The sequence below is a fragment of the Haloarcula sp. KBTZ06 genome (genome assembly GCF_048595605.1).
GTDB classification, from domain to species: domain Archaea; phylum Halobacteriota; class Halobacteria; order Halobacteriales; family Haloarculaceae; genus Haloarcula; species Haloarcula hispanica.
Genome location: NZ_CP184337.1, coordinates 2,702,314 through 2,727,743 on the forward strand (window position 1 = coordinate 2,702,314; position 25,430 = coordinate 2,727,743).

At 62.7% G+C, this 25,430-nt stretch carries 24 protein-coding genes and 1 tRNA gene; 5 read left to right on the top strand and 20 right to left on the bottom strand.

What is annotated here, in order from left to right:
- Window positions 1-4: 4 nt before the first annotated feature.
- From ACNO8S_RS14095 to ACNO8S_RS14150, 12 genes are all read right to left on the bottom strand, one after another.
- Window positions 5-1,159, bottom strand: a complete 1,155-nt coding sequence (locus tag ACNO8S_RS14095) for a hypothetical protein (protein WP_420182136.1) — start codon at window positions 1,157-1,159, stop codon at window positions 5-7.
- Between the two features lie 272 nt (window positions 1,160-1,431).
- On the bottom strand, window positions 1,432-3,048 hold the full coding sequence (locus ACNO8S_RS14100) for a MarR family transcriptional regulator (RefSeq protein ID WP_420182137.1): 1,617 nt from the start codon (window positions 3,046-3,048) through the stop codon (window positions 1,432-1,434).
- Window positions 3,036-3,194 carry a hypothetical protein gene (locus tag ACNO8S_RS14105; RefSeq protein WP_420182138.1) on the bottom strand — a complete coding sequence of 53 codons (159 nt, stop codon included), beginning with the start codon at window positions 3,192-3,194 and terminating at the stop codon, window positions 3,036-3,038. Before ACNO8S_RS14105 ends, ACNO8S_RS14100 begins: the two co-directional genes overlap by 13 nt.
- A complete protein-coding gene (locus tag ACNO8S_RS14110; RefSeq protein ID WP_420182139.1) occupies window positions 3,191-3,388 on the bottom strand; it encodes a helix-turn-helix transcriptional regulator in 198 nt (65 codons plus the stop codon). The genes ACNO8S_RS14105 and ACNO8S_RS14110 overlap by 4 nt, the downstream gene beginning before the upstream one ends.
- Window positions 3,385-4,089, bottom strand: a complete 705-nt coding sequence (locus ACNO8S_RS14115) for a hypothetical protein (protein WP_420182140.1) — start codon at window positions 4,087-4,089, stop codon at window positions 3,385-3,387. The genes ACNO8S_RS14110 and ACNO8S_RS14115 overlap by 4 nt, the downstream gene beginning before the upstream one ends.
- Window positions 4,086-4,349, bottom strand: a complete 264-nt coding sequence (locus ACNO8S_RS14120; RefSeq protein ID WP_420182141.1) for a DUF7563 family protein — start codon at window positions 4,347-4,349, stop codon at window positions 4,086-4,088. Before ACNO8S_RS14120 ends, ACNO8S_RS14115 begins: the two co-directional genes overlap by 4 nt.
- 191 nt (window positions 4,350-4,540) lie before the next feature.
- Window positions 4,541-4,612 (bottom strand) — tRNA-Ala (locus ACNO8S_RS14125).
- Between the two features lie 138 nt (window positions 4,613-4,750).
- Complete coding sequence (rpsJ, locus tag ACNO8S_RS14130) at window positions 4,751-5,062, bottom strand: 30S ribosomal protein S10 (RefSeq protein ID WP_004515425.1); 312 nt, start codon at window positions 5,060-5,062, stop codon at window positions 4,751-4,753.
- Between the two features lie 3 nt (window positions 5,063-5,065).
- Window positions 5,066-6,331, bottom strand: coding sequence for a translation elongation factor EF-1 subunit alpha (gene tuf, locus ACNO8S_RS14135; RefSeq protein ID WP_005537153.1), 1,266 nt, complete (start codon window positions 6,329-6,331; stop codon window positions 5,066-5,068).
- Between the two features lie 277 nt (window positions 6,332-6,608).
- Window positions 6,609-7,553 (bottom strand): homoserine dehydrogenase, encoded by a 945-nt coding sequence (locus ACNO8S_RS14140; protein ID WP_151103877.1) that lies wholly within the window; start codon window positions 7,551-7,553, stop codon window positions 6,609-6,611.
- Window positions 7,550-8,083, bottom strand: coding sequence for an amino acid-binding protein (locus tag ACNO8S_RS14145; RefSeq protein ID WP_008307542.1), 534 nt, complete (start codon window positions 8,081-8,083; stop codon window positions 7,550-7,552). Before ACNO8S_RS14145 ends, ACNO8S_RS14140 begins: the two co-directional genes overlap by 4 nt.
- 79 nt (window positions 8,084-8,162) lie before the next feature.
- Complete coding sequence (locus ACNO8S_RS14150) at window positions 8,163-8,384, bottom strand: hypothetical protein (RefSeq protein ID WP_014041479.1); 222 nt, start codon at window positions 8,382-8,384, stop codon at window positions 8,163-8,165.
- 105 nt (window positions 8,385-8,489) lie between these two features.
- On the opposite strand from ACNO8S_RS14150, the gene ACNO8S_RS14155 reads away from it, so the two are divergent.
- Window positions 8,490-9,584 (top strand): peptidase, encoded by a 1,095-nt coding sequence (locus ACNO8S_RS14155; RefSeq protein ID WP_420182142.1) that lies wholly within the window; start codon window positions 8,490-8,492, stop codon window positions 9,582-9,584.
- Between the two features lie 195 nt (window positions 9,585-9,779).
- Here the strand turns inward: ACNO8S_RS14155 and ACNO8S_RS14160 are convergent, their stop codons facing one another.
- Entirely contained in the window at window positions 9,780-11,966 is a 2,187-nt protein-coding gene (locus ACNO8S_RS14160) for an elongation factor EF-2 (RefSeq protein WP_420182143.1), read from the bottom strand.
- 279 nt (window positions 11,967-12,245) lie between these two features.
- Here ACNO8S_RS14160 and ACNO8S_RS14165 point away from each other — a divergent pair, with 279 nt between their 5' ends.
- The 3 genes from ACNO8S_RS14165 (at window position 12,246) to ACNO8S_RS14175 (ending at window position 17,601) form a co-directional block, all read left to right on the top strand.
- Window positions 12,246-13,439, top strand: coding sequence for a trans-sulfuration enzyme family protein (locus tag ACNO8S_RS14165; protein ID WP_050037154.1), 1,194 nt, complete (start codon window positions 12,246-12,248; stop codon window positions 13,437-13,439).
- 70 nt (window positions 13,440-13,509) lie between these two features.
- Window positions 13,510-14,304: a DUF5781 family protein gene (locus ACNO8S_RS14170; protein ID WP_023843438.1), complete on the top strand. Its 795-nt coding sequence runs from the start codon at window positions 13,510-13,512 to the stop codon at window positions 14,302-14,304.
- Between the two features lie 153 nt (window positions 14,305-14,457).
- The gene (locus ACNO8S_RS14175) at window positions 14,458-17,601 is read left to right on the top strand and encodes a PAS domain S-box protein (RefSeq protein ID WP_420182144.1); all 3,144 of its coding nucleotides are present in this window, start codon (window positions 14,458-14,460) and stop codon (window positions 17,599-17,601) included.
- A 54-nt stretch (window positions 17,602-17,655) separates the two neighbouring features.
- Here the strand turns inward: ACNO8S_RS14175 and ACNO8S_RS14180 are convergent, their stop codons facing one another.
- From ACNO8S_RS14180 to ACNO8S_RS14205, 6 genes are all read right to left on the bottom strand, one after another.
- On the bottom strand, window positions 17,656-18,366 hold the full coding sequence (locus ACNO8S_RS14180; RefSeq protein WP_050037157.1) for an energy-coupling factor transporter transmembrane component T family protein: 711 nt from the start codon (window positions 18,364-18,366) through the stop codon (window positions 17,656-17,658).
- A complete protein-coding gene (locus ACNO8S_RS14185; protein ID WP_050037158.1) occupies window positions 18,360-19,064 on the bottom strand; it encodes an energy-coupling factor ABC transporter ATP-binding protein in 705 nt (234 codons plus the stop codon). The genes ACNO8S_RS14180 and ACNO8S_RS14185 overlap by 7 nt, the downstream gene beginning before the upstream one ends.
- A complete protein-coding gene (locus ACNO8S_RS14190) occupies window positions 19,061-19,639 on the bottom strand; it encodes a biotin transporter BioY (RefSeq protein WP_050037159.1) in 579 nt (192 codons plus the stop codon). Before ACNO8S_RS14190 ends, ACNO8S_RS14185 begins: the two co-directional genes overlap by 4 nt.
- A gap of 67 nt (window positions 19,640-19,706) precedes the next feature.
- Complete coding sequence (locus tag ACNO8S_RS14195) at window positions 19,707-21,086, bottom strand: PQQ-dependent sugar dehydrogenase (RefSeq protein ID WP_129755699.1); 1,380 nt, start codon at window positions 21,084-21,086, stop codon at window positions 19,707-19,709.
- A gap of 49 nt (window positions 21,087-21,135) precedes the next feature.
- Window positions 21,136-21,756 carry a 30S ribosomal protein S7 gene (locus tag ACNO8S_RS14200; protein WP_008307521.1) on the bottom strand — a complete coding sequence of 207 codons (621 nt, stop codon included), beginning with the start codon at window positions 21,754-21,756 and terminating at the stop codon, window positions 21,136-21,138.
- 2 nt (window positions 21,757-21,758) lie between these two features.
- Window positions 21,759-22,187, bottom strand: coding sequence for a 30S ribosomal protein S12 (locus ACNO8S_RS14205; RefSeq protein WP_004515440.1), 429 nt, complete (start codon window positions 22,185-22,187; stop codon window positions 21,759-21,761).
- Window positions 22,188-22,645: 458 nt separating this feature from the next.
- Between ACNO8S_RS14205 and ACNO8S_RS14210 the strand changes: the two genes are divergently transcribed.
- Window positions 22,646-25,033 carry a methyl-accepting chemotaxis protein gene (locus ACNO8S_RS14210; protein ID WP_151103884.1) on the top strand — a complete coding sequence of 796 codons (2,388 nt, stop codon included), beginning with the start codon at window positions 22,646-22,648 and terminating at the stop codon, window positions 25,031-25,033.
- A gap of 26 nt (window positions 25,034-25,059) precedes the next feature.
- Here the strand turns inward: ACNO8S_RS14210 and ACNO8S_RS14215 are convergent, their stop codons facing one another.
- Window positions 25,060-25,404: a hypothetical protein gene (locus tag ACNO8S_RS14215; RefSeq protein ID WP_014041491.1), complete on the bottom strand. Its 345-nt coding sequence runs from the start codon at window positions 25,402-25,404 to the stop codon at window positions 25,060-25,062.
- Window positions 25,405-25,430 lie beyond the last annotated feature (26 nt).

Sequence of the window (25,430 nt, forward strand, 5' to 3'; positions counted from 1 at the left end):
GAAACTAAAGATCAAATCTTAATTCGTATAATCGCTGATCAATTATTTCATATAGGCTCTTTCCATCTAAAATGGTATATAAATCTTCAGAATCAAGCACAACAATATATGGATCCTCTGGTCCGGGTAAATCAATATATCTCTGAGCATGTTTACCAGAGTCTGCCCCTGAAATCCCGTTCCATGCAATCAAGATTCCTAAGTCAACCTGCCGCTTTCTGAGTTTCTTTTCAAAATGCCCAATCTCTTTTGAGGAGACAGAATCACCTACGTTCTTACATTCAACTAAGATAAATCGAGAGTGGTATTCAAAGAGGTTCGTTGTATTATGTCCCATATATTCAAGAATGAGATCAATCTCACCACTCTGTGTGTTTAATTCTGTGTCACGAATTGAAATTGGCTCAAGTCCTTGAAAAATAAACTCAGCAGCCTTTTGAAGAGTTTTCCCTTTCTCTAAATTCGATTTTGCAGTATATGCATCATATAGAATATCCTTATAATCATCAATATCTAAATTATAAAACTCTGTATCTATCTGTCTTTGATATTCTGGGGTGATTTCAGCATCAGCAAATAGCCACCGTGTGAGTTTAGTTTGATCCGGATGATATCCAGGAGGAAAATGTTCACCAACTCCCGATGGTAACTCTTCAGGCGGAGATAGTTGCTCAGTAATATCTTCAGCCTCTTTTGAAGAAATCTCAGAAAGAACATAGGCTTTCACCCCCTCTGGAACGGAACTAATTGCAAGATATGCATTTGTAAGAAGTACCGTATATTTGGAAGGTGATGTGTGAGAGTAATAATTCATCATCATCATATCCCACTCTTTGAGAGCATATTTATCGTCAGGATGGACTGAATCGGAAGTGCTGAAATCAGCAATTATTGTTAGGTAGGGGGAGGCAGCTTCGGTCTGGGCAACAACGACATTAAACGTGATTGATGCCCACCCCATCTCATTCCTAACCGGTTCTGGAGTTTCAAACCTCAAATCAAGGTGTATGTGTTCTTGTTCATATCCCAGAATTTGTGGGATATCAGCCGCAACAGATGTCAACTTCTCGCTATAGCTTTCTTCATCGCTAATATCCTCCCTTTTTGGCACAAATATGCTTGAGAGACGGTTTTTAAGAATTTTAGATGACTCAACCATATGCTCAATCAAAAAAATGTTAGACACCCTCGTACAAAGGTGCTATGTGAGAATCAGCAGAGCTGTGCGGTGTATTTTGATCATGTGGCCTTAGCCACACCTCTAAACGGAATCACAACCCCCCGGGTTTGATTCCGTTTGGGCGACGGCCGGGCCATTGGCTCGGTCGCACCTTGATCACATCGGCGACCATGCCGGACAGGGGGAGAAATCGGCAAAACAAACGGTGTTTTCGGGGTGCTGGACAGTGATGCCTCTCAACAGGCGGGCCGCTACTCGGTAGCCAGCCAGCGCCAGGCCGTCCCTCGCGAGCCGTCCGCGAGCTGGACCTGGGCCTGCCGGTAGCGTTCTTCGGGCATTCCCGCGTCTTTCCACACCCGGAAGCCTTCGCGAATCGCTTTCCCGTGCTTCTCGATCTCCCCGAACCGCAGGGTCATCTGTGCCTCGCGAGCGTCATTCACGTCAACACCGTGGCGAGCTGCCCACGCGATGAACGCGCTCATCGTATTCTCCAGCCCACGTTCGGCCGCTTCCGCGGCCTTCGCCGCGGTATCGACAGCACGGCGAGTGGCTTCGCGCGCCTCGTCGACGGCGGCGTGAACCATCTCCGCGACGTACTCCGACCGGAGCGACACGTCGGCATAGTCCGATATCACCAAGTCTTCCATCTCTCGAAGCGCTCGACGGACACTCTCGACATGACGGCCGTACTCGTCGGCGATATCCGCCGGAGCAACCTGCCCACCATCTGCTACCAACATCTCCAAGGCTTCCCACTGCACCGGCGAGAGCCCATCTGAAAGGTGGCGCACGACGACACTCTCCTGCTTCTGCTCGACTCGCGTTAGATCCAAGCCTACCGGTTCGGGGCCGGAGTGGTCTACCTCCGGCTCGAAGTACGAATCTTCGACGAATGGGCCGGAATCCGACGGTGCGATGTCGATACCCGAATCGGCCAGTACCGACAGCACAGTCTGGTCTAACTCCCGTTCCAGCGTCTCCAAGTCGCGCCACCGGACAGTCTCGTCATCATCCAGCAGCGATGCCTGTAGGGATGAACCAACCTTCGGGTGGGATAGCGGATGGTCTTCGGGCACAGACAGCGCCTCGCGGGCGTAGTAGTGCTTCACCTCCTTGGGGAGGTGGTGGTCGGGGAACGCCTCTCGAATCCGCTTCGGGCCGAATGTGGCCGTGTGGTAGTATCCTGGCAGGTTCCGCCCGCGCTCATCGTCATCGTTCTGGACAATCTTCCGATAGCCGCGGCGGTCGGATTCTAACAGGTGGCCCATCGCTGCAATCGGCCCATCGCGAGCATGGACCGGCCCACTGGCGTCCCGATGAACCCGGGCGTACTTCTCGGCGTCCTGAACGTTGCTGTAAGGATGTGGCTCCTCGAAGTACCGCCCGGTGACGCCGACCTCGATGGCTGCCCGCTGCAGTAGCTCGGGATATCGGTGGAACTCGATATTCGAGCCCTTCACGCGGACGTTCACACCTTCGCCGAAGCCATCCGGAACGGGAATCTCGATACGGCTGCCGTCGTCACGCTCGCCCTGCATTCCGGGCCAGCGTGGGGCAATATGGGCCACGAAATCCTGCTGGCCGACCGAATCCTCTTCGGGATGACGGGCAACCTTTAGCCGGTACTCGCGCATGGTCTGCAGCTGCCAGTCCGTTCCCTGTGGCGTCCGCTCACCGGGATGAACGATATTGCTGTCCTGGTAGGAAAGGCGAACGACCCACCGCTCGCCGTCCTGCAGGAACTCGCCGCTCTTTGACCCCTCACCAGCCTTGACCTCACTGTCCAGCGCGAAAAACGGGGCAAGGCCGTCGCTATTGAACAGGAGATTGGCGTGGAGTTCGTGAGGGGCCAGCCCTATCGTTCGCATCGCCCCCCGTCAGTCTTGACGGCAGCCACCGCCCGCTCGACCTCGGCTTGACTCTCCGCAAGCGGTTGGAGATTCGTCCAGTCGAACTGAAGGGGTTCACCCGCTTCGATGTCGTACAATTCTGAGGCACGGACGAACCCAGTCACGCCGGAACCACCTCCACTTTCTCACGAGCGCGACGAAGGAGGTTGCCCACAGTACCGGGTGAACGGCCAGTTTTGCGGGCGTACTCCCGTGGCCCATACTGACCCATGCCCACAGCCTCGTATACCTCTCGCTCGGCGTCAGTCAGGGGCGACAGGTCCGGTTCGTAATCGAACAGCGAAGACTGTGGCGTCATGCCTGCTCACCCCCAGCTACTTCTCCAAATTCGTGAAGTGACCGCTGTCGAAGCGTACTGGGTAGTGGGACATTAGGGACACTTGGGCAGTAGTGAAGAAGATATTCGACGAATTCACGGGGGATAGCCGACCGGATTTCGGATTCAGACCAGTCGGCAGGAACATCTTTCGCGGCAGCGAGTTCGTGTCTAACGTATTCGGACCCAAGTGAGATCTCGCATTTTCCACTCTCGCAGGCGTCGGGAACGCTGAACGATGTTTCGAAGTGGCGCTGATTATTGATCGGGAGACCGAAGGCCAGTCCGTTCAATCGGGTAGGTTCGCGAAGATCGTCACAGGTAGCGACGTTCTCGATGATGTAGTGATCGGGATTGATTGCCTCGATAACCTCGCGAACGTTCAGGTCGGCAAACGTGGGATAGCGCTCTTTCGGTGTCTGGTCCCAATCGTATCGGCCCCTATTTGCCCAGGATAACCGCGAGTAGGCCTGACAGCGGGGTGAAAGCCACAACAGATCCGGCGATGGGAAGCGCTCCATGAACGCGACGTGTGAGGCGTCAGCTCGGACGAACTGCCCAGGATACTCGTCACCGTACTCCTCAATGTCGACACCGATGTGTCGCACAGGAAGATCACTGAGGGCGAGTCCAACTCCTCCCGGACCACTGTAGGCGTCAATAACCAACGGAAGATACGTCACTGCCACTCACCCCCGTCAGTCCGTGCTTCCACTCGACCGCCCTGATTCCGCTGTGGCTGGTCTTCTGGGTCAGGGTAGTTGAGTTCTTTCCCAGCTGCAGTTCCCCGAGAGATACGAGGCATACAGTCACAGGCTGGACAGCGGTGGGCGATATCATCGCCATCGCCGAAGGTCCGCCGGAAGTCACGCGAAACGTGTGCCCCGCAGTGCTGGCAGTTCGACTTCTCGATAGTTGCGTTCTCGACAAGTCGGTTACTCAAGAGAAACCACCCCCGCTCGGGAAGCGGCCAAATCCTTCGCAAAATCGCAAGACTGCACCCCAGATGATTCGTAACCGTTCGTGGTTCGATTTGATTTCGAGTTTATACGCAGAAGGATCTGCGAGTAAGATTCAGATAGAAGGGCGCAGCCAACGCTTTTCGGGATAGTTCGCCAGAACGAAATAACGCTATGGACTCGCCGGGATTTGAACCCGGGGCCTCTTCCTTGCGAAGGAAGCGATCTGCCACTGATCTACGAGCCCGCGTGGTCTGCCACTCGAACGCGGAGTTATAAAAACCCTGCGCGTGAGAGCGGCCTTCGATAGCGATTCACACTGTCCCGGCCAGCGGTTCGGTCGGGCTACACAACGACGCTGTCGCGAAGCGACAGGTCCCGAGGCTCAGTCCTCGAGGACGATCTCGATGGAGACGTCGTTGGGAACCTGGATGCGCATCAGCTGGCGCAGTGCCCGTTCGTCGGCGTCGATATCGATGAGCCGCTTGTGGACGCGCATCTCCCAGTGTTCCCACGTCGCGGTCCCCTCACCGTCGGGGGACTTGCGGGTGGGAACCTCCAGCGTCTTGGTGGGGAGCGGAACCGGACCGGAGAGTTCGACGCCGGTCTTGTTCGCGATCTCCCGCACGTCGGCGCAGATGTCGTCGAGGTCCTCGGGGCTTGTGCCCGCGAGCCGAACGCGTGCCTGCTGGGACATACGTTATCGCTCGTTGACGCTGAGGACTTTGCCGGCGGCGATGGTCTGACCCATGTCGCGGATAGCGAACGAACCGAGCTCCGGAATCTCGGAGGACGGCTCGATGCTGAGCGGCTTCTGTGGGCGGACCGTCACGACGGCGGCGTCCCCGTTCTGGATGAAGTCGGGGTTCTCCTCGGCGACCTCACCGGAGGACGGGTCGATCTTCTTGTCGATGGACTCGACAGTACAGGCGACCTGTGCCGTGTGGGCGTGGAAGACCGGCGTGTACCCTTCCGTGATGACGGACGGGTGCTGCATCACGACGATCTGGGCCTGGAAGGTCTCGGCGACCGACGGCGGGTCGTCGGCCGGACCGCAGACGTCACCGCGTCGGATGTCGTCCTTGCCGACGCCGCGGACGTTGAAGCCGACGTTGTCACCGGGCTCGGCCTTCGGGACTTCCTCGTGGTGCATCTCGACGGTCTTCACTTCACCGGAGACGTCAGACGGCTGGAAGCTGACGTTGTCGCCCGTGTTCAGGATACCCGTCTCGACACGGCCGACCGGGACCGTACCGATACCGGAGATGGTGTAGACGTCCTGAATCGGCAGTCGGAGCGGCGCGTCCGTCGGCGGCTCCGGAGCCGGCAGGTTGTTGAGTGCTTCCAGCAGGATTTCGCCGTCGTACCAGTCCGTGTTCTCGGACTCCTCGGCGACATTGTCGCCTTCGAACGCCGAGAGCGGGATGAACTTGGCGTTGTCAGGGTCGAAGCGGACCTGTGTGAGGAGGTCCTTGACCTCTTCGACGACCTGCTTGTACTCGGACTCGCCGTAGTCGACGAGGTCCATCTTGTTGACACCGACGACGAGCTCGCCGATGCCCAGGGTGCGGGCCAGGAACACGTGCTCCTGAGTCTGCGGCTGAACGCCGTCGTCCGCGGCGACGACCAGGACGGCGTTGTCGGCCTGGGACGCGCCGGTAATCATGTTCTTCACGAAGTCGCGGTGACCAGGACAGTCCACGATGGTGAAATCGTAGGCGTCGGTGCTGAACTCCTGGTGGGCGATGTCGATGGTGACACCGCGCTCACGCTCTTCGGCGAGGTTGTCCATGACGTAGGCGAACTCGAAGCCGCCCTTGCCCTTCTCCTCGGCTTCTTCTTTGTGCTGTTCGATGACGTGCTCCGGTACCGATCCTGTCTCGTACAGGAGTCGGCCGACGAGCGTGCTCTTCCCGTGGTCGACGTGGCCGATAATGGCCAGGTTCTGGTGTTGTTCGTCGCTCATTGTTATCTCTCACGCGCAGAGGCGCTGTATCGGGTTTATTAGCTGGTGGTTCATAAAACGATTTCGAAAGCGTGTAAGCGTCAGCCCGTCGCTTTCTTGCGATTCGGCACGACATGGCATGGTAGTGTGGCACCCAATAGCTTGGTCAGGGAGAACGACCGATACCGGCAGTCACGGCCGGGTTTGTGTCCTTCGGAGTGACAAACGGGACTGCCAACTGAGGGAAGCACAGTGAATAAGAGAACGATACAGGCGCGTCGGAAATCCCGCTATCTCGTTACAGTCGGCCGATATCGGCAAGCACCGCGCTCGCGGTTTCCGGGCCGCCGGCACCGCGCCCGGAGATGTTGAGCTGGCCGGCGTGCTCGGTCTCTAGCTGCGCGATGTTCCGGGTCCCGGAGACGGCAAGCGGCGCGTTGTCCGGAACGAGCCGCGGGCCGACGCGGATGGAGCCCTCGACGACCTCGGCGATGAGCCGAACGGTCCGCCCGTCAGCCCGTGCGAGTTCGAGCGCACTGCCGGAGATATCCTGAATGCCCTCGACTTCGGCGTCATCGAGCGTGTATTCTGTCTCGTCATCGGCCAGGACGTTCGCGACGATGACGCCTTTCAGCGCCGCGTCGGTGCCGTCGACATCGAAGGTCGGGTCAGCCTCGGCAACGCCGAGGTCCTGCGCCTCCGCGAGGACGTGCTCGTAATCGAGACCCTCGGTCGCCATCCGGGAGAGGATGAAGTTCGCCGTCCCGTTGAGCACCCCGCGGACGGCGGTAATGTGGCTCGGGTCGAAGTCGTCGATGGTCGAGAGGACCGGCATCGCGCCGCCGACGGTTGCCTCGAACAGCACGCTCCCCTCGCTTTCGCGTTCCAGCGCGCGAACGTCGGCGTACCGCTCTGCGACCGGGCCTTTGTTCGCCAGCACGGCGTGGCGGTCCCGTTCGAGTGCGGCCTGAACGTGGCTGAACCCCGGTTCGGCGTCGCCGAGCGTCGTCGGCGTCGCCTCGACGAGTACGTCGTACTCGGCCGAAAGCGCGTCTTCGGGTGCGGCACTGCCGACAACGCCGTCGGTTCGCTTCCGGTCGAGCACCTCGGCAGTGTCGATGCCGGCGCTGTCGATGACGGCACTACTGGAGTCAGCGAACGCGGTGACCGAATGGCCGTGGTCGCTCGCTAATTCGACGACGCTGGAGCCGACTGCACCGGCTCCGATGACGGCGAGCCTCATGCCTCACCTCCCGCAGCGAGCGGTTCGATGACGTGGAGCCCCTTCTCGTCGGCGACAGCACGAATCGAAGTCATCGTCTCGTCGACTGCCCCTTCCTCGGTCGCCAGTCGGATGCGCGCGCTGGAGGCGTCGTCGGTCCCCTCCGGTGCCGACAGCGAGAGGTCGGTCACGGTCGCGTCCGTGGACTCGTGAATCCGCGAGAGCGTGTCAGAGAGGTCTGTGTTGACGAGATGGCCGGTGAGGATGATCGTCAACGCCTCGCTGTACTGCTCGGCCCCGGCCTGGATGACGTTGATGCCCGCGTCCCGGAGTGCGTCGACGATTCCGTCGAACCGCTCGGGGGTCGCCTCCAGGTCGACCTCCACGGGGATGTGGCCCCGCGGGGTCACGTTCCCCCGCTCGTGGAAGATAGAGAGGAGGTTCCCGCCGTTCGTGGCGATGGGCTCGAGCGCCCGCAGCAGTTCGCCCGGTTCGTCGACCAGCTCCAGCCGAACTGTGTAGGACCGTACCTCGTCGGTCGAGTCGCTCATCGCCCGCTCACCTCCTGGGTATCTCGGCTCATTGTGGATGACTCAGCAGGGGCACGTATAAGAAACCGTTCGTTTGGTCTCAGGGCAGAAAGCGGTCGTACAGGTCGTCGATCCACTCGTTGTACGCCTCGCCGCGAGGCGACCCCCAGGGATTGCGTGAAAAGTAGTACATCGCCGCGAACATCCCCGCAAGCGTCAGCGCCAGCCCCGTCGGCAGGACGAGATTCCAGATGAACGTCGACGTGCCGGCGATGACAGCAGCGACGAGAAGGTCCACAATCTGGTGAAGGCGGTCACTCATACCCTGCCGTTCGGTTCCGGGTGACCTAAGCGTGGGGCTCCGCCGTCGTGACAGTCGCGGGCAGGGAACGCTACGTTTTTTTCCTACCGGTGAAGCGTGTCGTATGTGCACGCCCTCCAGTCAGCCCCGATAGCGATAGGTACGGCGGCGTTCCTCGTCGGTGTCCTCGCCGTCGTCGGAGCGGGCATCGGCGCGCTCGGAAGCGCGGTCGTACGACGACTCTCGAACCCCGTCGCCAGATACCGGCAGTTGTTCCTCGCTATCATACTCCCGTTTACGCTGCTGTCGTACGTCGTCTTTCTGTTGCTCGGACTCGGCCACTTGATTGCCGGCGGGCAGCCCGGAGTCGTCGGAGCAGTGGTGGCGACGTTCGCCGAGCTGCTCGCCGCCGGCACCGTCGGACTGGCCGCCTACGCGCCGACTGTCCCGGGTATCCGCAGCGTTCGTGACATCGAACTCTCGACCGGTCGGGCGGTGGTCCGGATGGGACGGTACGTCCTCGGAATCACTGCGTTGGTGACTGTCGTCGTGGTACCGCTCGAAACCGGGTTGTCGCCCCCCGGACTGCTGGCTCTCGTTACCGTTTTCGCTGTCACCGTACAGGCTGTCTCCCCGTGGTTCATCCCGCTAATCCGGTCGGTCGATAGACCGGACGAACCGACAGCGGAGACGCTGGAGCGACTCAAAGAGCGTGCGGGACTGACTGTCCGAGACGTCCGGGTGTTCGACACCGAACAGGAGAGAACCGCGAACGTGACCGTGCGCGGCTTTCCCGGGTATCGCCGCCTGTTCCTGACGAGCACGTTCCTCGACGTGTTCGACGACGAGACGGCGACGGCCCTGCTCGCAGTCCAGGCCGGCCGCCAGAACGCCCGAGTCCTTGCCCGGGTCGTCGGCGGCCTGCTTGTCGCAGTAGTTCCGCTGTTCGTGGCACTGGCCGACGTCGGCCCGCTGTGGCCGCTTGCCGGCGCAAGTCTCGGACTCATCGTCGCCAGCCTGTGGGTCACCCGCCGCGGGGTTCGGGCCGCCGACGATTACGCGGCCGAACGCGTCGGCCCGGGTGCCGTCGCGGACGCCCTCGAACGGTACGCCGACGTCCACGACATGGAACCGTCGAGACGACGGCTCGCGAACCCGTTCTCGAAATCGCCACCGCTGGGGAACCGAATCGACCGGTTGCGGGGACAAGCGGGAGAGTGAGAGCTGTTCGGTGGCGGAACAAAGAGGGGTCAAAGCGCGGGAAGGCATACCGTGCGCCGACGGCGCGCGGTTTCACTCCGAGCGCGCTCGCAGAGCGCGACTCGGAGGTCGTTTTTAGCGTAGATTTTTACGAGGAGTGGTTCCCGCAGCGCCGCCGTCGGCGGCGCGAGGAAACCCGACGAAGTAAAAAGGTACTTAGAAGTAGTCGATAGCCGGGTTGAGTTCCTGCTTCATGCCCTTGCGCTCGCGGATCTCGCTGATCTTGTCCGGCTGGAGATTGTCGGCAAGGACCTGGAAGCCGGCGTTCTCGGTGTTCCAGGAGGCACGGCCCTCAGTGGCCGAGCGGATGTCGGAGGAGAAGCCGATCATCTCGTCGACCGGCGCGACGCCTTCGACGACCATCAGGTCGCCTTCCTGGTACATGTCGTCGACGCGGCCACGGCGGCCCTGGATCTCGCCGCTCGCAGCGCCCATGTGGTCGTTGGGCACGTCGATGCGGACCTGCTGAATCGGCTCCAGCAGCTTGATACTAGCGTCGATGAGCGAGTTGTGGACAGCCTCGCGGACGGCCGGGATGACCTGGGCCGGGCCGCGGTGGATGGCGTCCTCGTGGAGGCGAGCGTCGTGGAGACGGATGAGCGACCCCTGGACCGGCTCGGACGCGAGCGGACCGTCGTCGAGGGCTTCTTCGAGACCTTCGATGACGAGTTCCATCGTCTCGTTGAGGTGCTGGATACCCTTCGTCTCGTCGAGCAGGATGTTCGTCCCGTGGATGTGCTCGATGTTCTGGGAGTCGTCCTTGTCCATGCCGGCCTCCTGCAGCGCTTCACGGCGCTCCAGTTCTGGCATGTCCATCGACGCCTCGCCCATCTTGATGGTCTCGACGATGTCCTCGCCGAGCGGCTCGATGCTGATGTAGAAGCGGTTGTGGTTGTTCGGCGACCGACCTTCGACTTCGCGGCTGTCTGCCTGCGGGGCCTCGCGGTAGACAACAATCGGCTCACCGGTGTTGATCGGGATGCCCTGGTTGCGCTCGATACGCTGGCCGATGACTTCCAGGTGGAGTTCACCCTGCCCGGAGATGAGGTGCTCGCCGGTGTCCTCGTTAATCTCGACCTGAATGGTCGGGTCTTCCTTGGCGACCTGCTGGAGCGTCTCGATGAGCTTCGGCAGGTCGTCCATGTTCTGTGCCTCGACGGACTTCGTGATGACCGGCTCCGAGATGTGCTCGATGGACTCGAACGGCGTCATCTCCTCGCTGGAGACGGTGGAGCCAGCGATGGCGTCCTTGAGGCCCGTGACGGCGGCGATGTTCCCGGCGGGAACGTGCTCGACTTCCTCGCGCTCGCCACCCATGTAGATACCGACGCTCTGGATGCGGTTCTTGCCCGCAGTTCCAGAGACGTACAGCTCCTGGCCCTTCTCCAGCGTGCCGGAGAAGACACGACCGGCGGCGATTTCGCCAGCGTGGGGGTCGACACCGATGTCGGTGACCATCAGGACGACTTCGCCGTCCTCGTTGACCATCGCCATGTCCTCGGCGAGCTGGGATTCGGCGTCGCCACGCCAGATACGCGGCACGCGCATCGGCTGGGCGTCGACAGGGTTCGGAAAGTGCTCACACACCATGTCGAGCACCACGTCGGACAGCGGCGTGCGCTCGTGGAGTTCCTGGCGGTTGTCGTTGCGCTCGAGCTCCATGATTTCGCCGAAGTCCATGCCGGTCCGCTGCATCGACGGCATCGAGACGCCCCACTTGTACAGCGCGGAGCCGAAGCCGACGGTCCCTTCCTCGACGGAAACCGTCCAGTCCTCGATGTCGTCCATCTCCTCGGTCATACCGCGGATGAGGTCGTTGACGTCCTGAATGACCGCGAGCAGGCGCTCCTGCATCTCCTCGGGTCCTTCCTGAAGCTCGGAGATGAGGCGGTCGACCTTGTTGATGAACAGCGTCGGCTTGACGCCCTCGCGGAGCGCCTGCCGGAGCACCGTCTCGGTCTGGGGCATCGCGCCCTCGACGGCGTCGACGACCACCAGCGCGCCGTCGACGGCACGCATCGCACGGGTCACGTCGCCACCGAAGTCGACGTGGCCGGGGGTGTCGATGAGGTTGATGAGGTGGTTCTGGTCCTCGTATTCGTGGGTCATCGAAACGTTAGCCGCGTCGATGGTGATCCCACGTTCCTGTTCGTCTTCCTCGGTGTCCATCGCCAGCTGTTCGCCGGCGGTGTCGTCGGAAATCATGCCGGCACCGGCCAGCAGATTGTCTGTCAGCGTCGTCTTTCCGTGATCGACGTGAGCAGCGATGGCGATGTTCCGGATGTGCTCCGGATCGTCCATCAGTGTCTCACATTCTTGGACGATTTTCTTACGTCGGCCCATTATACAGCTTTCTATCAACAGCAGGGTCAAAAGGATAGTGTTTCACTACGGCCGTGACCGCTCGAAATCCGGCCGTTCGCGTGTCATGGTCTGGCATTCCGAACGGTCGGTGCACTGCTGGCTGTGTCTTCGTGCAGATAGTCGCTACCTGTGGGGCAACCCCTCACGGGAGAACAACCGACAGTATAGTCACGGGAGTATACCCAGCGATTATAATTATTTGCAGTCGGATGAGTAATGATTGCAAAGGTATTAGCGCCAGCCAGCAGACGGAAGCGTATGACTCGGCGTCCACACCTCGACACGATTGCAGTCGATACCGAGACGGCGTCAGCAGCAGGGGATGTCACGCTCCCGATACACCTCTCGTCGACCTACGAACTGGCCGGGCTCGACACGGACCTCTCTCTGGAGGACGTCGACCCCGGTGAAGGCGAGTTCCTCTACTCGCGGCTGTCGAACCCGACACGACACGGCCTCGAACAGGAGTTAGCCGCGCTAGAGGACGGAGAGCGAGCCTATGCCTTCAGTTCGGGGACAGCGGCCGTTGCAACAGCGGTGCTCTCACTGGTCGAACCGGGCGACCACGTCGTTGCGTTCGACGACCTGTACGCGGGCACGCGACGGATGTTCGAAACGCTGTTCCGGGACCAGCTTGGCGTCGACGTGGAGTTCGTCGACGCGACTGACGCCGACGCTGTCGCGGCCGCGATGACGCCGGCAACGGAGTTAGTCTGGGTCGAGACCCCGACAAATCCGTTGATAAAACTCTGTGACATCGACGCGATTGCGGCCGTCGCTGCCGACTACGGCGCGACGGTCGGGGTCGACAACACCTTCGCGAGTCCGTACTTCCAGCAGCCGCTGGCCCTCGGCGCGGACCTCGTGGTCCACAGCACGACGAAGTACCTCAACGGCCACAGCGATGCCGTCGGCGGCGCACTGATTACTAACGACCCCGAGGTGGCCGAGCGGGTGGAGTTCCGCCAGCAAATCGCGCTCGGGAACATGCTCGCCCCGTTCGACAGCTATCTCATCTCGCGGGGCATCAAGACGCTGGGTGTCCGGATGACTCGCCACGAGAACAACGCCATGGCCCTCGCGCAGTACCTCGACGACCACGAGCGCGTCGAAACGGTCCACTACCCAGGGTTAGAGAGCCACCCACAGCACGACCTGGCTCGCGAGCAGATGCAGGGCTTTGGCGGCGTGCTCTCGTTCGAACTGGCCGGAGACATGGCCGACGCCAAGCGCTTCCTCGAAGCGTTAGAGACGGTGACGCTGGCAGTCAGCCTCGGCGGCGTCGAGAGCCTGGCGGAGCTCCCGGCGGCGATGACACACGAACCCCTCTCACCGGCTGCGCGGGACGAACTCGGCATCTCTGACACGCTTATCCGCCTTTCGGTGGGTATCGAAGCCGTCGAGGACCTCCGGGCCGACCTGGAGCGCGGTTTCGCGGCGATTGAGTCCTGAGCACCCGCTCTGTGCGAACGCTGCCCCCACCCGTGGATTAATAGCTCTGCGACCCATGAGAAGGTGACACATGGACGTGCACGTGCAGGGTGGGCCGGCCGAACCGTTTCTCGGGGCGCGGGACCTCTTCTCGACGGAACACGACCTGAACCGACCAGTGACTGTCCGGATCCGGGAGGACCCCGACGAGCGCACCCGCGTCAGCCACAGCGACGACGCCCACCGGCTGACAATCTCCCGCCAGGCCGCGACGAGCGCGATGGCCCGCGAACTGGCGTTACACGAATACGCGCACATGCACCATCACGAACGGGAGCATCCGTCACACACCCAGTCGACGCGGGAGGCCATCTACCTCGCGCTGGCGGGGCGCTCGGTGGAACAGCGAAAGCTCACGCACTGTTACCAGATCGCCAACCACATGAAAGACGTCTACGCCGACGACATCTGGATGCCGGTGGTGCCCGGCGACAAGCTGGTGCCGTTTCTGGAAGCCAGCCTCGCGGCTGCCGTCGCGGACCGGCCCGGCGACCCGCCGACCTGGGACCGCTCGACGTCACCGACCCGAGTACGCCACCCCAGCGAACCGGCCGCACGACTGACGCCGGCTGCAGACCCGGATATCACGGCCGTCAATGCGGCGTTCGCCCTTGCGCTGTGTGAGCGCCACGACCTGGTCGAACCGGACCACCGGCTGTACGACCTCGCCCACGCCGCGGCCCAGGACGCCGAATCGGTCGACCTCACGGAGTTCAAGCGCCACTTCGGCTCGCTGTCGCCCGAGCCGAACGAGTCCGAGTTCCGGAAGGCGCTCGTCGACGTGACTCGCGCGTACGCCGGCGGCGGCGGCCGAGCGGCAGACTGAAACCGAATGTCCCGGGAAGACCGGCTCACTGACGGCCGGGTGTTGTCACACGCAGGCGATAGCCTCGTCGCCACCGACTGCCGGCTTCGCTTGCGCGCGAACACAAATTAACTGGCAGAACTGTTTTTGCGTGGACTTGTGAACTAGTTGACTATGACCGAGGCGCTTCGCGGCCGGCATCTCGACGGGGAAACCGATGTCGTCGGCGAACGGATTCAGGTGTTACACATCGACGACGACCCTGATTTCGTGGCTGTCGCAGCGGATTCCCTGGAGGCTGCGGACGACCGGATCTCCGTCGAAACCGCGACCAGCGCACGAGACGGGCTCGACCAGCTCGCCGAAAACGGATTCGACGCCGTCGTCTCCGACTACGATATGCCGAAGATGAACGGCATCGATCTGCTCGATGCGATTCGGGAGACGAACCCGGACCTACCGTTCATTCTGTTCACCGGCAAGGGCAGCGAAGAGGTGGCCAGCGAAGCTATCTCGATGGGCGTCACCGACTATCTACAGAAGTCGTTCGGAGTCGAGGTGTACGAGCTACTGGCCAACCGCATCGAAAACGCGGTCTCCGAGTACCGCGCGAAGCGACAGGCCGCCGAGTCAGAGCGCCGTGTCCGGGAGCTCACTGAGGCAACCAACGATATCCTCTGGGAGTTCACAGCCGACCTGAGCGAAGTCCTCGTGATCAACTCCGCCTACGAGGATATCTGGGGGCGGTCAGTGGCCAAGCTCCGTGACAACCCCTACGATTTCCTGGACGGTATCCATCCCGAGGACCGCGAGCTGATGAAAGACGCGATGCGGCGTCTCATGCACGGCGAGTCGGCCGACGTCGAATGCCGTGTCAACGCAACGGAGGAGTATCAGCGCTGGGTCTGGATACAGGGCGAGCCAATCACGAACGACGACGGCGAGGTCGTTCGCGTGGCCGGGTTCGCCCGTGACATCACCGAGCGGCGGAACCGCGAGCGCGAACTCGAAGCCACCAAGAACCAGCTCACAGAGCACAACCAGACGCTCCGGAAGCTCTACGAGATCAGCGCCGACCCCGACGCCTCGTTTGAAGAGAAGATACAGGCGGTTTTGGACCTTGGTCGGGAGCGCCTTGGGACCGCTGGCGCGTTCCTGTCCGCGAACGATACTGACCGCGACGAGTTCACCGTCCGCTATGCGAGCGGGAGCGACGAACGGCTCAAGCCAGGAACCGTCACACCGCTGTCGGAGGCGTACTGCCGGAAGATGATCGACACAGGGAGCGTCATGGCAATCGCCGAAGCGTCCGATGAGGGGTGGGCCTCGGACCCGGCATACGACCGCTGGGAATACGAGACGTACATCAGCGCCGAGGTCCGTGTCCGTGACGCACATTCAGGGAGCCTCTGTTTCGTCGACCGGGAGGCCCGCAAGACCCCCTTCACCGAGGACGAGAAGACGTTCGTCCATCTCGCGACGCAGTGGGTGAGCTACGAACTCGAACGCCAGCAGCGCGAACAACGCCTCGAACGGTACAAGGAGTACACCGACGACATGCTGGACGCCATCGACGACGTGTTCTACGTCCTCGACAGCGACGGCCGCTTCCGGCGCTGGAACGAGAGTCTGCTGAACGTAACCGGCTACTCGGCCGCCGAAGTCGCCGGGACCTACGGAGCCGAGTTCTTCCCGGCGGAGTATCGGGACCTCGTTGGGGCCGCTATCGAATCAGTGTTCGAGGGCGACACGACCCGGGTGGAAGTGCCGTTTATTACGAAATCGGGGGATCAGATCCCCCACGAGTTCACGGCGACCCGCGTCGAAGACCCCGACGGGAACCCGATGCTGGCCGGCATCGGCCGGGACATCACCGAACGGAAGGCACGCGAGCAGGAGCTTACGCGAACGAAGGAACTCCTCGACCAGGCCCAGCGGATCGCGAGCGTCGGTGGCTGGGAGATAGACGTGACGAGCGAGCCGCCGGAGATGACGGTGACAAGCGAGTTCTACCGGATACACGGGCTGACTCCGGACGACGAACTGACCGTCGAGTCTATCGTCGACCTGTACCACCCCGACGACAGGGAGACCGTCATGACCGAGTTCGAGCGGGCGATAGAAACAGCAGAGGGATACGACATGGAGGTGCGTATCGGCGACGACGACCACGACCGATGGGTCCGCGCACTGTGTGAACCAGTCACCGAGAACGGCGATGTTGTCAAACTCCGGGGCTCTGTCCAGGATATCACGGACCGAAAGCTCCGGGAGCGCGAACTGGAAGGGACTCGCGAGCGGATGGAAATCGCGCTAGAGACCACTAATACGGTCGTCTGGGACCGCGAGTTCGAGTCCGGCGGCCTGTCGTACTACCCCGGGTCCGAGACGCTGTACGGCACCGACATCGAGTCGCTGGACGAGTTTTTACCGCTGGTCCATCCCGAGGACCAGTCGGAAGTCGCGGCCCGAATCGAATCAGCGACCGAGACCGGCACGTACGAAGCCGAGTTCCGAATCGTCCGTGACGGCGAGGTCCGCTGGATGGAGGCAAAGGGCCGCGTCGAATCCGACAGCGACGGGACGCCAGTCCGGGCAATCGGTATCGACCGTGACATCACCGAGCGCAAGCGCCGCGAGCAGGAACTGGAGGACACGAACGAACGTCTCGAAGAGTTCACGAGCATCGTCAGCCACGACCTCAGGAACCCACTATCCGTCGCCGAGGGACGCATCGAACTGGCCCAACAGGAGTACGACAGCGAACACCTCGACAGCGCCAGCGACGCGCTCGCGCGGATGCGGACGCTCATCGACGACCTGCTCGCGGCCGCTCGCGACGAGCAGTCAGCGGTTGACGCCGGCGTAGTGGCGCTCACGGACACGGCCGAACAGTGCTGGCACAACGTCGAAACCAACGACGCCGAACTCACTGTCGAGACAGACGCCGTCGTTCGTGCCGACAGGAGCCGATTGGAACAACTGCTCGAGAACCTGTTCAGTAACAGTGTGGAGCATGGCTCCACAAGCAGTCGGCCGGGGGCCGACGACAGCGTGGAACACGGCGGCGACGACGTGACGGTCACCGTTGGAGAACTTGACGACGGCTTCTACGTCGAAGACGACGGCGATGGCATCGACGAATCGGAGCGGTCACGCGTGTTCGAGACCGGCTACTCGACGTCAGACGCCGGAACGGGGTTCGGGCTCTGGATCGTCGCGGAGATCGCCGACGCCCACGGCTGGACGGTAACTATCGACGAGGGGAACGAGGGCGGCGCACGGTTCGAGATTACCGGTGTCGATATCGTGGAGTGACAGAATAGCGAAACCACCATCCACCGTTGCACTCGGGCGCACACAGGCGACCGGCTAAACCGGAACGAGCGGCGACACCGACAGCGCGATGCCGACGGCGAGCACCGGGTAGTCACGACGCTCGAAGGCAAGCGGCGGCAGCGTCGGGTTCCACGCGAAACAGCGGGCCCGCAGGGCGACGGAGAGCCGGTCCGAGCGGTCGAGGGTCCGTTCCAGCGACCGAACGGCGAGCAGCCGAACGCGGTCCCGTAGCGGGCGGGCCTCACCGCCGCGAGCGTGGATCGCATCGCGCACCTCCCGAACGTCCGCGAGTACCAGCGGGAACAGTCGGACGACGAGCGCCATCCCGATACCGAGAATCTGGCCGGGCTTGCCGGGGATCAGGCGCTGGACCGCCGCCCGGGTATCCCGGACTGGCGTCGAGGTGAGGTAGGCGGCGCTGACGAGCAACACCGGGAGGATGCGCCCGACGTGCAGGGCCGAACGGAGCGCCGGGTCGACCCGAAACCACGGCGGGCCGAGCGCCACACCGGCGACGACCGGTGCCAGCGCCAGCACGGCGAGGACGACCCGGTAGGAGCGCAGGACGGCCAGCGGCGAGAGCCGTGCCGCCGCGAGCGTCCCCAGTGCGAACGCGGTCGTCCCGACGAGCCACGGGAGCGTGGGGTGTGCGACCGCGGCGATGGCGAGCCCGAACTGGACCAGGAGCTTCGACCGCGGGTCCAGCCGATGCGCGAACGTCGAGCCGGGCCGGTAGCTCAACATCGTGGGTCGCGGATACCGAGGTCCGTGAGGGTATCGAGCGCTTCGGATGGCGACGCATCGAGCACGACCTGCCCATCCTGCAGCGCGACGAGGCGGTCGGCCCGCTCGTGGAGGTCCCGGAGGTCGTGCGTGACGACGATGATGCCCGTTCCATCGGCGGCCAGCGCGTCGAGGTGGTCGAGCACCGACTCCCTGGCCGGCCAGTCGAGGCCGACGAGCGGTTCGTCGAGCACGAGGTAGTCCGGTTCCATGGCGAGCGCCCCGGCGATGGCGACGCGGGCCTGCTCGCCGCCCGAGAGAGCGTCGATGCGGCTATCCGCTGCATCGCCGAGGTCGACGGCGTCAAGCGCCGTTTCGACCCGGCGGTCGATCTCGTCCCTGTCGAGGCCGAGGTTCTCCGGGCCGAAGGCCACGTCAGCCGCCACGGTCGCGGCGACGAACTGGTCGCGGGGGTGCTGGAACACCATCCCGATGCGTGTCCGGGCGACGACCGGGTCGTCCGTCACGTCGGTCCCGTCGACGGTGATCGTTCCGGCGTCGGGCGTCAGCAGGGCGTTGAAATGCCGGACGAGCGTCGTCTTGCCGCTCCCGTTCGGTCCGACGAGCAGGCAGTACTGACCGTCGGGTATCGACAGCGTGAGCCCGTCGAGGACGTCGACGTCGCCGTACCGATAGCGCAGGTCGCTGACCGCTATCATCGACCGTCGAGATATCCGCCCTGCACAACGGCGACTGCGATACCGAGCTTCAGGAGGTCAAGTGGTATGTACGGAGCCATCAGAGCGGTGGCACGAGTGAGCGGAAGGCCGGCAACGAACGACATCCACGGGATGCCGATAGCGTACACGACGGCGATCGCCGCGGTGAGCGCGACGACCTGCACCGGGACAGAGAGATCAGCGACCGGTTTGGGCGCTATGCTTCGGTGTGCGATAGCGCCGGCGACGACCGCGCCGACGAGGAACCCGACGAGGAAACCGCCGGACTGGCCGGCGATGACATACCCGATACCCGCGTTCGCGTTCGAGAACACCGGCGCACCGGCGATACCGACCAGCAGGTACAACAGGAGCGCGACGCCGCCCCACAGCGGTCCCAGTAGCAGTCCGGCGAAGAACATCCCGAACGGCTGCAATGAGAATACCACCGGCAGTCCCGGAAGCGGGATAGATATCTGTGCGAGCGCCGCGGTCAGCGCCGCGAGCAGCACCGCCTTCGTGAACAAGCCCACAGTCTCGTCGTCGACGAGGTCGACGGATTGCTCTGTTGCCATGGGTCTCCCTCTCTCGTCAACCGAAATATAGCCAGTGGTTCACAGAACGGGTGCCCGCCCGCGCTGGTCACTCGGCCGGCGTGATGCGGGCGAGCACGTCGTCGCGCTCCCGCGGGAAGCCGTCGCCGGCCCGTCCGTCGCGGTTCGACGTAACGAGGTAGAGGCCGCCGTCCGGCCCCTGCTCGACGTGTCGAATCCGGCCGACTTCGTCGGCCAGCAGGGAGTGGGTCGTCGCGGTGTAGGCGTCGTCGGTCCAGTCAGCGTCGTACACCTCGGCGTCGTCACCCGGTGGCAGGTCCCCACCGGCCGGCGTCAGCGTCGTTGTGAGGAGTTTCTGGCCCTTCAGGCCGCCAGTGAGCAGTCTGTTCCGCAGCGACGGCACGGCGTCGCCGGTGTAGAACAGCGACCCGGAGGGAGCCCAGCCGCCGGCGTTGCCCGTGTTTACGAGCGGGCGGCGGACCTCGGGGCCGACGTCGGCGTACTCCTCGTGCTTGCGGGTGTCAGGCCAGCCGTAGTACCCACCAGCCACGAGGCGGTTGAGTTCGTCCCGGCCGGTCGGGCCATGTTCCGAGGCGACGACGGTCCCGTCGGGGAGCCAGGCCAGCCCCTGTGGGTTCCGGTGGCCGTAGGTGAACACCCGCGGGTCACCACCGAGGTCCGGGTTCCCCGGAGCGGGGTCGCCCGCGGGCGTCACGCGAAGGACCTTCCCGCCGAGCGAATCGGTGTCGGCGGCCAGTTCGCCGGACCCGGCGTCCCCGGTCGTAATCCAGAGGTAGTCCTCGGGGCCGAACGTGAGCCGACCGCCGTTGTGTATCTTGCTTCCGGGAATGTCGTCGACGAGGACGGACTCCGTGGCGGCCGGGTCCTCGGCCGAGACATCCATGGCGACGACCCGGTTGACCCGCTCGTCGTCGGTTGTCGTCGTGTAGTAGACGTACACTACCGGCGGCTCGGGGTAAGTCGGGTGCGCGGCGACGCCGAGCGTGCCGCCCTCACCGCCCGTTACCCACCAGCCATCGTCGCTCGATTCCGCGTCGATGACTGCCGCCGGTTCGGTGACTGTTCGGACGCTGCCGTCCACAAACGAGAGGACGCGGCCGACCCGCTCGGTGAGAAACAGCGTTCCGTCCGCGGCAAACGAGAGGTCCCACGGGATCTCCAGATCCTCGATGAGTGGTTCGGTGGCGAGCGGTGTGTCTGTTGGCGACGCGGTCGGAGCCGCCCAGTCGGTGTCGGGTGACTGGCTGCGCTCGTGGCTGAGGGATACGTCGTAGCGGTCCAGCGCCCGAGCCGGGTCTGCCGTCGTTGTGGTTGTCGGTGCCGGGCCTGAGGACTCGGCCTGTGTTCCGGGCTCACCGCGACAGCCGGCCAGCGCGGTCGCTCCGGCGGCGGCGAGTGCGGCGAGATACTGGCGGCGAGACCCGCCGTCCCGGCACGGTTTTCGCATAGATTTCACTGCAGAACAAAGAAGAATAAAGATGTCGGAGACAGCCGTGTTAGCGAGCGGCGGCCGCGACGCGTTCTTTCTCTTCTTTCTGGTTGACCGCGTAGGCCTGGACGTCGTCGTTAGCAGCGCCGATGAGCTGCTGTGCGAGCGCCTCGGCGGCGCTGGTGGTGGTCTTGAACGAGCCACCGTACACGCCCTCTGCGATGAACTTCAGGGCCTGGTCGACGCGGCGCTGTGGCGCGACGTCGACGGCCTTCGGGACCGAGATACCACCGTATTTCAGGCGGACGGTCTCCTCTCGCGGGGCGCTGTTCTCGACAGCACTGACGAGCACCTGAATCGGGTTCTCGTCGGTGCGCTCGTGAACGATTTCGAACGCCTCAGTGACGATGGAGGTCGCGAGCTGCTTCTTGCCCGTGTTCTCGTCGGTCTGCATCAGGCGGTTGATGAGCCGCTCGACGATGCTGATCTCGCTTTTCTTGAACTGCTTGTCCGCGTGTCGCCCCATCGTGTGGGCGATCGGCGTGACAGTGATGTAGCGCTCGGTCGAGGGGTCGGAGTACTCGATGTCCGTGATCTCCCACTCGCCGAACAGCTTCGCACGGGCCGTCTCCGGCTCGCTTTCCGCAGCCTCGTCAGCGTCAGCCTCGGGTGTGTCTTCGGCACTCATGGTTATCGGACCGGTTTCTCCGCGTTCCCGCGAACAAGTTCGATGAGAGAGACGCCGTTGACCTTCTCGACCTTGTAGTTGACACCGGAGAGGTCGCCCATCGCGCGGCCCTTCGCCCCGCCGATACCCGCAATCGTGACCTCGTCGTGCTCGTCGATGAAAGAGATAGCGCCGTCACCGGGACAGAACGCGGTGACCTGCTTACCGTTCTTGATGAGCTGGACGCGGACACACTTCCGGATAGCGGAGTTGGGCTGCTTGGCCTCGATGCCGACTTTCTCCAGTACGATACCTCGTCCCTGGGGCGCACCCTCGAGCGGGTCGGACTTCTTGCCCAGGCCGCGTTCGCGACGCGCGTAGTCAGTGTCGGACCACCGGTGTTTCTGGCGGTCCTTCTTGAGCTTGCGCGCGGCGTACTTGCCGTTCGCCATAGTAGGCACTGGTACCTTTCGGAGGTACTTAAGACTCCTCTTTCGGACTCAGCCGGTAGCGCTTCCGTGTGTGGCGTTCTGTGCCATAGACGGGGAAATCAGGTGCAGAACTGGGTTAGATAACGCGAAGAGAGGCCACGACAGCGGGAAAGAAACGGGTAACAAGGTGTTTCGGTCGGCGTATGACGCGCAAAACAGTTCCCGGCGGTCCTTCGGGAACCCACTTTCGATGATTTCAGCTTTCACAGAGTTTTCTGACACTATTTCGGGAGACCCCACTAGCATCGGTCTGCGGAATTCGTCACAGCCGACAGTGTACGTATCAGGAGTCACAGACACCGGTCCCAGTCCGCCAGGCCGGGAGATAGCCCGGCCACATGGAATCAGGTGTGATAACTGGGCAGATGGTTTCTAGTACCGGCGCTTGAGTTATTCAGACAGACCTGCGGGTAGTATCTATGAAACTCGAACAACGTCTCCCAGACATCGTCCGGCGAACGTACCTCCGGAAGTTGACGCTCATCATTCTCTGTATTGCCCTGCTCGTTGCGGGTGTCAGCGTCACTGCGGAGCGGACGGTCGCAAACGAACTGACTGAACAGCGCGAGAACGAACTGCAGACGGGCACCATCCAGACGGCCACGACAACAGCGGACTGGGTCCGTAGCCAGCGAAACGCCGCACGAACTCTCTCAACGCTGTCCGACGTTCAGGAGGGGAGTCCAACGATGATCCGTGGTGCGTTACAGCGGCAAGCGTTCTACCAGCCGGAGTCCGTGTATGCCATCCACTACGTCAACGAGGAGACCCTGGAAATCGAGGAGTCGTCGCTGAGCGACCGACGCGACACGTCGCTCCGGACTGACGACTTCGAGTGGGAAGGTGGAGGCCTCTCGGTCACCGGGTCGAACTCGGTCGATATGTCGACAGTGTACACTTATAACGGGGGCAAGTACATCGCCTTCGCGAGCCCGGTCGCCCGGAGCGACAAGCTGGTCGTCGTGGTCCACAACGTGACCGCGCGGACGGCCCAGTTCCGCAACTCCATCGACGGCGGTGAAACGCGGATTATCCGACAGGACGGCACGGTCCAGTTCGCCGAGGACGCCTCGACTATCGGGACACAGTACAACGTCTCCGCCAACCTGACCGCACTCACAGCGGGAGAGAGCGACGTGGCCCGGAGCGGGCCGTACCTGCTCGCCGCGGAGTCCGTCGATGACACGCCGTGGATCGTCGTCAAGCAGGCCCCGAAATCGACCGCCTTCGCGTTACGTGACAGTATTCAGGGGAGCTTCGTCGCCATCATCGGCGTTTCACTGGCCGGGTTCGCCCTCATCGGCGTCCTCGTCGGTCGCGGCATCATGCAGTCGCTCAGACGGCTCTCGACACAGGCGGAAGCCCTTGCGGTGGGGAACTTCGACACCGACATCGAACAGTCTGACCGCCTCGACGAGATCGGCGACGTCCAGAACGCCTTCTACGAGATGAAGACCTATCTCGACACCGTCGCCGCACAGGCCGACGCACTCTCCAGACAGGCGTTCGACGACCCGGTGCTCGACGAGGACATCCCCGGCCAGCTCGGAGCGTCGCTATCGAGCATGCACGGCAACCTCGAATCGTTCATCAGCGATCTCGAACAGGCCCAGCAAGAGGCCGAAGAGTCCAAAGAGGAGGCTGAGGAGTTGGCCGGAACGCTCGAACGGCAGGCCGAGGAGTTCTCGGCCGTGATGCGGAAAGCGGCCGACGGCGACCTCACCCAGCGACTCGACACCGACACGGACAACGACGCGATGGCCGACATCGCCGCCGCGTTCAACGATATGCTCGCCCAACTCGGCCAGACGGTCATGCGTATCCGGGAGTTTGCCGACGACGTTGACGGCTCCGCCGACCAGATCACCGCGAGCGCCACGGAGGTCCGTGACGCCAGCGAGGAGGTCAGCGAATCCGTACAGGAGATCGCCGACGGCGCGGAGACGCAGTACGAGAACATCGAGGAGACGGTCGACGAGATGTCCGGCCTCTCCGCGACGGTCGAAGAGGTCGCGGCACAGGCCGACGAAGTCGCGACCACGTCGAACGAAGCCGCCGAAATCGGTGAAACCGGCAGCGAGCGCGCATCGGAGGCCATCGAGGTGATGAACGACATCGAGACGCGAGCCGACGAAACAATCGACCGCGTCGAGTCACTCGACGAGGAGATGGAGCAGATCGGCGACATCGTCGACCTCATCGACGACATCGCCGAGCAGACCAACATGCTCGCCCTGAACGCCTCCATCGAGGCCGCACGAGCCGGCGAAGCTGGCGAAGGGTTCGCCGTCGTCGCCGACGAGATCAAAGGCCTCGCACAGGAAACGACCGAAGCCACCGAGGAGGTCTCGACGGTTATCGAAGATGTGCAGGACACCACCGGTGACGCCGTGACCGACATCAGGCAGATGGGCGACTCCGTCACGGACGGTATCGACACTGTCGACGACGCGATCAAATCCCTCGAACAGATCGTCGACCGCGTCGAAGAGGTCAACGACGGTATCCAGTCCATCAGCGACGCCACCGACGAGCAGGCCGCGACGACGGAGGAAGCAGTGGCGATGACCGACGAGGTCGGGACAATCAGCGAGGAAACCGCTTCCCGCGCCGAGAACGTCGCCGCCGCCGCGGAGGAACAGACCGCGACGATCAACGAAGTCACCGGCGGCATCGAGTCCCTCTCGGATCAGGCCGGCGACCTCAGCGAACTCCTGCAGACGTTCGATGTCGACAGCGGCACCACGCACAGCGATACCGACGTGTACGAACACGGCGCGGACGACCCGGCCACTGGCGACGACTGAGTGTCGCCTCCTGTTTCATCTGCCACTTACAGTTTCGGTTCGGCGCTCGACGTGACCAATTGGTAGAGGCCATAGCTACCGAAAAGAACTCCGGCACAAACGCCGAAGGCGGAGCCGATATCCTGTCGCTGGCTGAACCGGACGAGATAAAAGACCGCGATTAGTCCGCCACCGACGAGCGGGTACGCCGGTGACGCGAGCAGTCCCTCGACGAGACTCGTGGCCCCCACCAACACGAACAGCGCGAGCATAAACGCGCCTTCGAGTCCGGACGGGGGGTTCCCCAGAACGTGTGCGTGATACAGGTAAATGCCGACGATAGTCAGCGGAGCCAGCAGGTCGCCGCCGTCTGGACGCCGGAGTGCAGGCATAGCAGTCGGTTCACGACCAATCAAAA

What these genes read in the sequence shown, in the direction of transcription:
- ACNO8S_RS14175 (WP_420182144.1), top strand. Translation starts at nt 14,458, where the DNA reads ATGACCGAGGCGCTTCGCGGCCGGCATCTCGACGGGGAAACCGATGTC.
- ACNO8S_RS14110 (WP_420182139.1), bottom strand. Translation starts at nt 3,388, where the DNA reads ATGACGCCACAGTCTTCGCTGTTCGATTACGAACCGGACCTGTCGCCC.
- ACNO8S_RS14150 (WP_014041479.1), bottom strand. Translation starts at nt 8,384, where the DNA reads ATGAGTGACCGCCTTCACCAGATTGTGGACCTTCTCGTCGCTGCTGTC.
- ACNO8S_RS14180 (WP_050037157.1), bottom strand. Translation starts at nt 18,366, where the DNA reads ATGTTGAGCTACCGGCCCGGCTCGACGTTCGCGCATCGGCTGGACCCG.
- rpsJ (WP_004515425.1), bottom strand. Translation starts at nt 5,062, where the DNA reads ATGTCCCAGCAGGCACGCGTTCGGCTCGCGGGCACAAGCCCCGAGGAC.
- ACNO8S_RS14165 (WP_050037154.1), top strand. Translation starts at nt 12,246, where the DNA reads ATGACTCGGCGTCCACACCTCGACACGATTGCAGTCGATACCGAGACG.
- ACNO8S_RS14140 (WP_151103877.1), bottom strand. Translation starts at nt 7,553, where the DNA reads ATGAGGCTCGCCGTCATCGGAGCCGGTGCAGTCGGCTCCAGCGTCGTC.
- tuf (WP_005537153.1), bottom strand. Translation starts at nt 6,331, where the DNA reads ATGAGCGACGAACAACACCAGAACCTGGCCATTATCGGCCACGTCGAC.
- ACNO8S_RS14210 (WP_151103884.1), top strand. Translation starts at nt 22,646, where the DNA reads ATGAAACTCGAACAACGTCTCCCAGACATCGTCCGGCGAACGTACCTC.
- ACNO8S_RS14170 (WP_023843438.1), top strand. Translation starts at nt 13,510, where the DNA reads ATGGACGTGCACGTGCAGGGTGGGCCGGCCGAACCGTTTCTCGGGGCG.
- ACNO8S_RS14195 (WP_129755699.1), bottom strand. Translation starts at nt 21,086, where the DNA reads ATGCGAAAACCGTGCCGGGACGGCGGGTCTCGCCGCCAGTATCTCGCC.
- ACNO8S_RS14145 (WP_008307542.1), bottom strand. Translation starts at nt 8,083, where the DNA reads ATGAGCGACTCGACCGACGAGGTACGGTCCTACACAGTTCGGCTGGAG.
- ACNO8S_RS14215 (WP_014041491.1), bottom strand. Translation starts at nt 25,404, where the DNA reads ATGCCTGCACTCCGGCGTCCAGACGGCGGCGACCTGCTGGCTCCGCTG.
- ACNO8S_RS14100 (WP_420182137.1), bottom strand. Translation starts at nt 3,048, where the DNA reads ATGCGAACGATAGGGCTGGCCCCTCACGAACTCCACGCCAATCTCCTG.
- ACNO8S_RS14190 (WP_050037159.1), bottom strand. Translation starts at nt 19,639, where the DNA reads ATGGCAACAGAGCAATCCGTCGACCTCGTCGACGACGAGACTGTGGGC.
- ACNO8S_RS14185 (WP_050037158.1), bottom strand. Translation starts at nt 19,064, where the DNA reads ATGATAGCGGTCAGCGACCTGCGCTATCGGTACGGCGACGTCGACGTC.
- ACNO8S_RS14205 (WP_004515440.1), bottom strand. Translation starts at nt 22,187, where the DNA reads ATGGCGAACGGCAAGTACGCCGCGCGCAAGCTCAAGAAGGACCGCCAG.
- ACNO8S_RS14200 (WP_008307521.1), bottom strand. Translation starts at nt 21,756, where the DNA reads ATGAGTGCCGAAGACACACCCGAGGCTGACGCTGACGAGGCTGCGGAA.
- ACNO8S_RS14160 (WP_420182143.1), bottom strand. Translation starts at nt 11,966, where the DNA reads ATGGGCCGACGTAAGAAAATCGTCCAAGAATGTGAGACACTGATGGAC.
- ACNO8S_RS14095 (WP_420182136.1), bottom strand. Translation starts at nt 1,159, where the DNA reads ATGGTTGAGTCATCTAAAATTCTTAAAAACCGTCTCTCAAGCATATTT.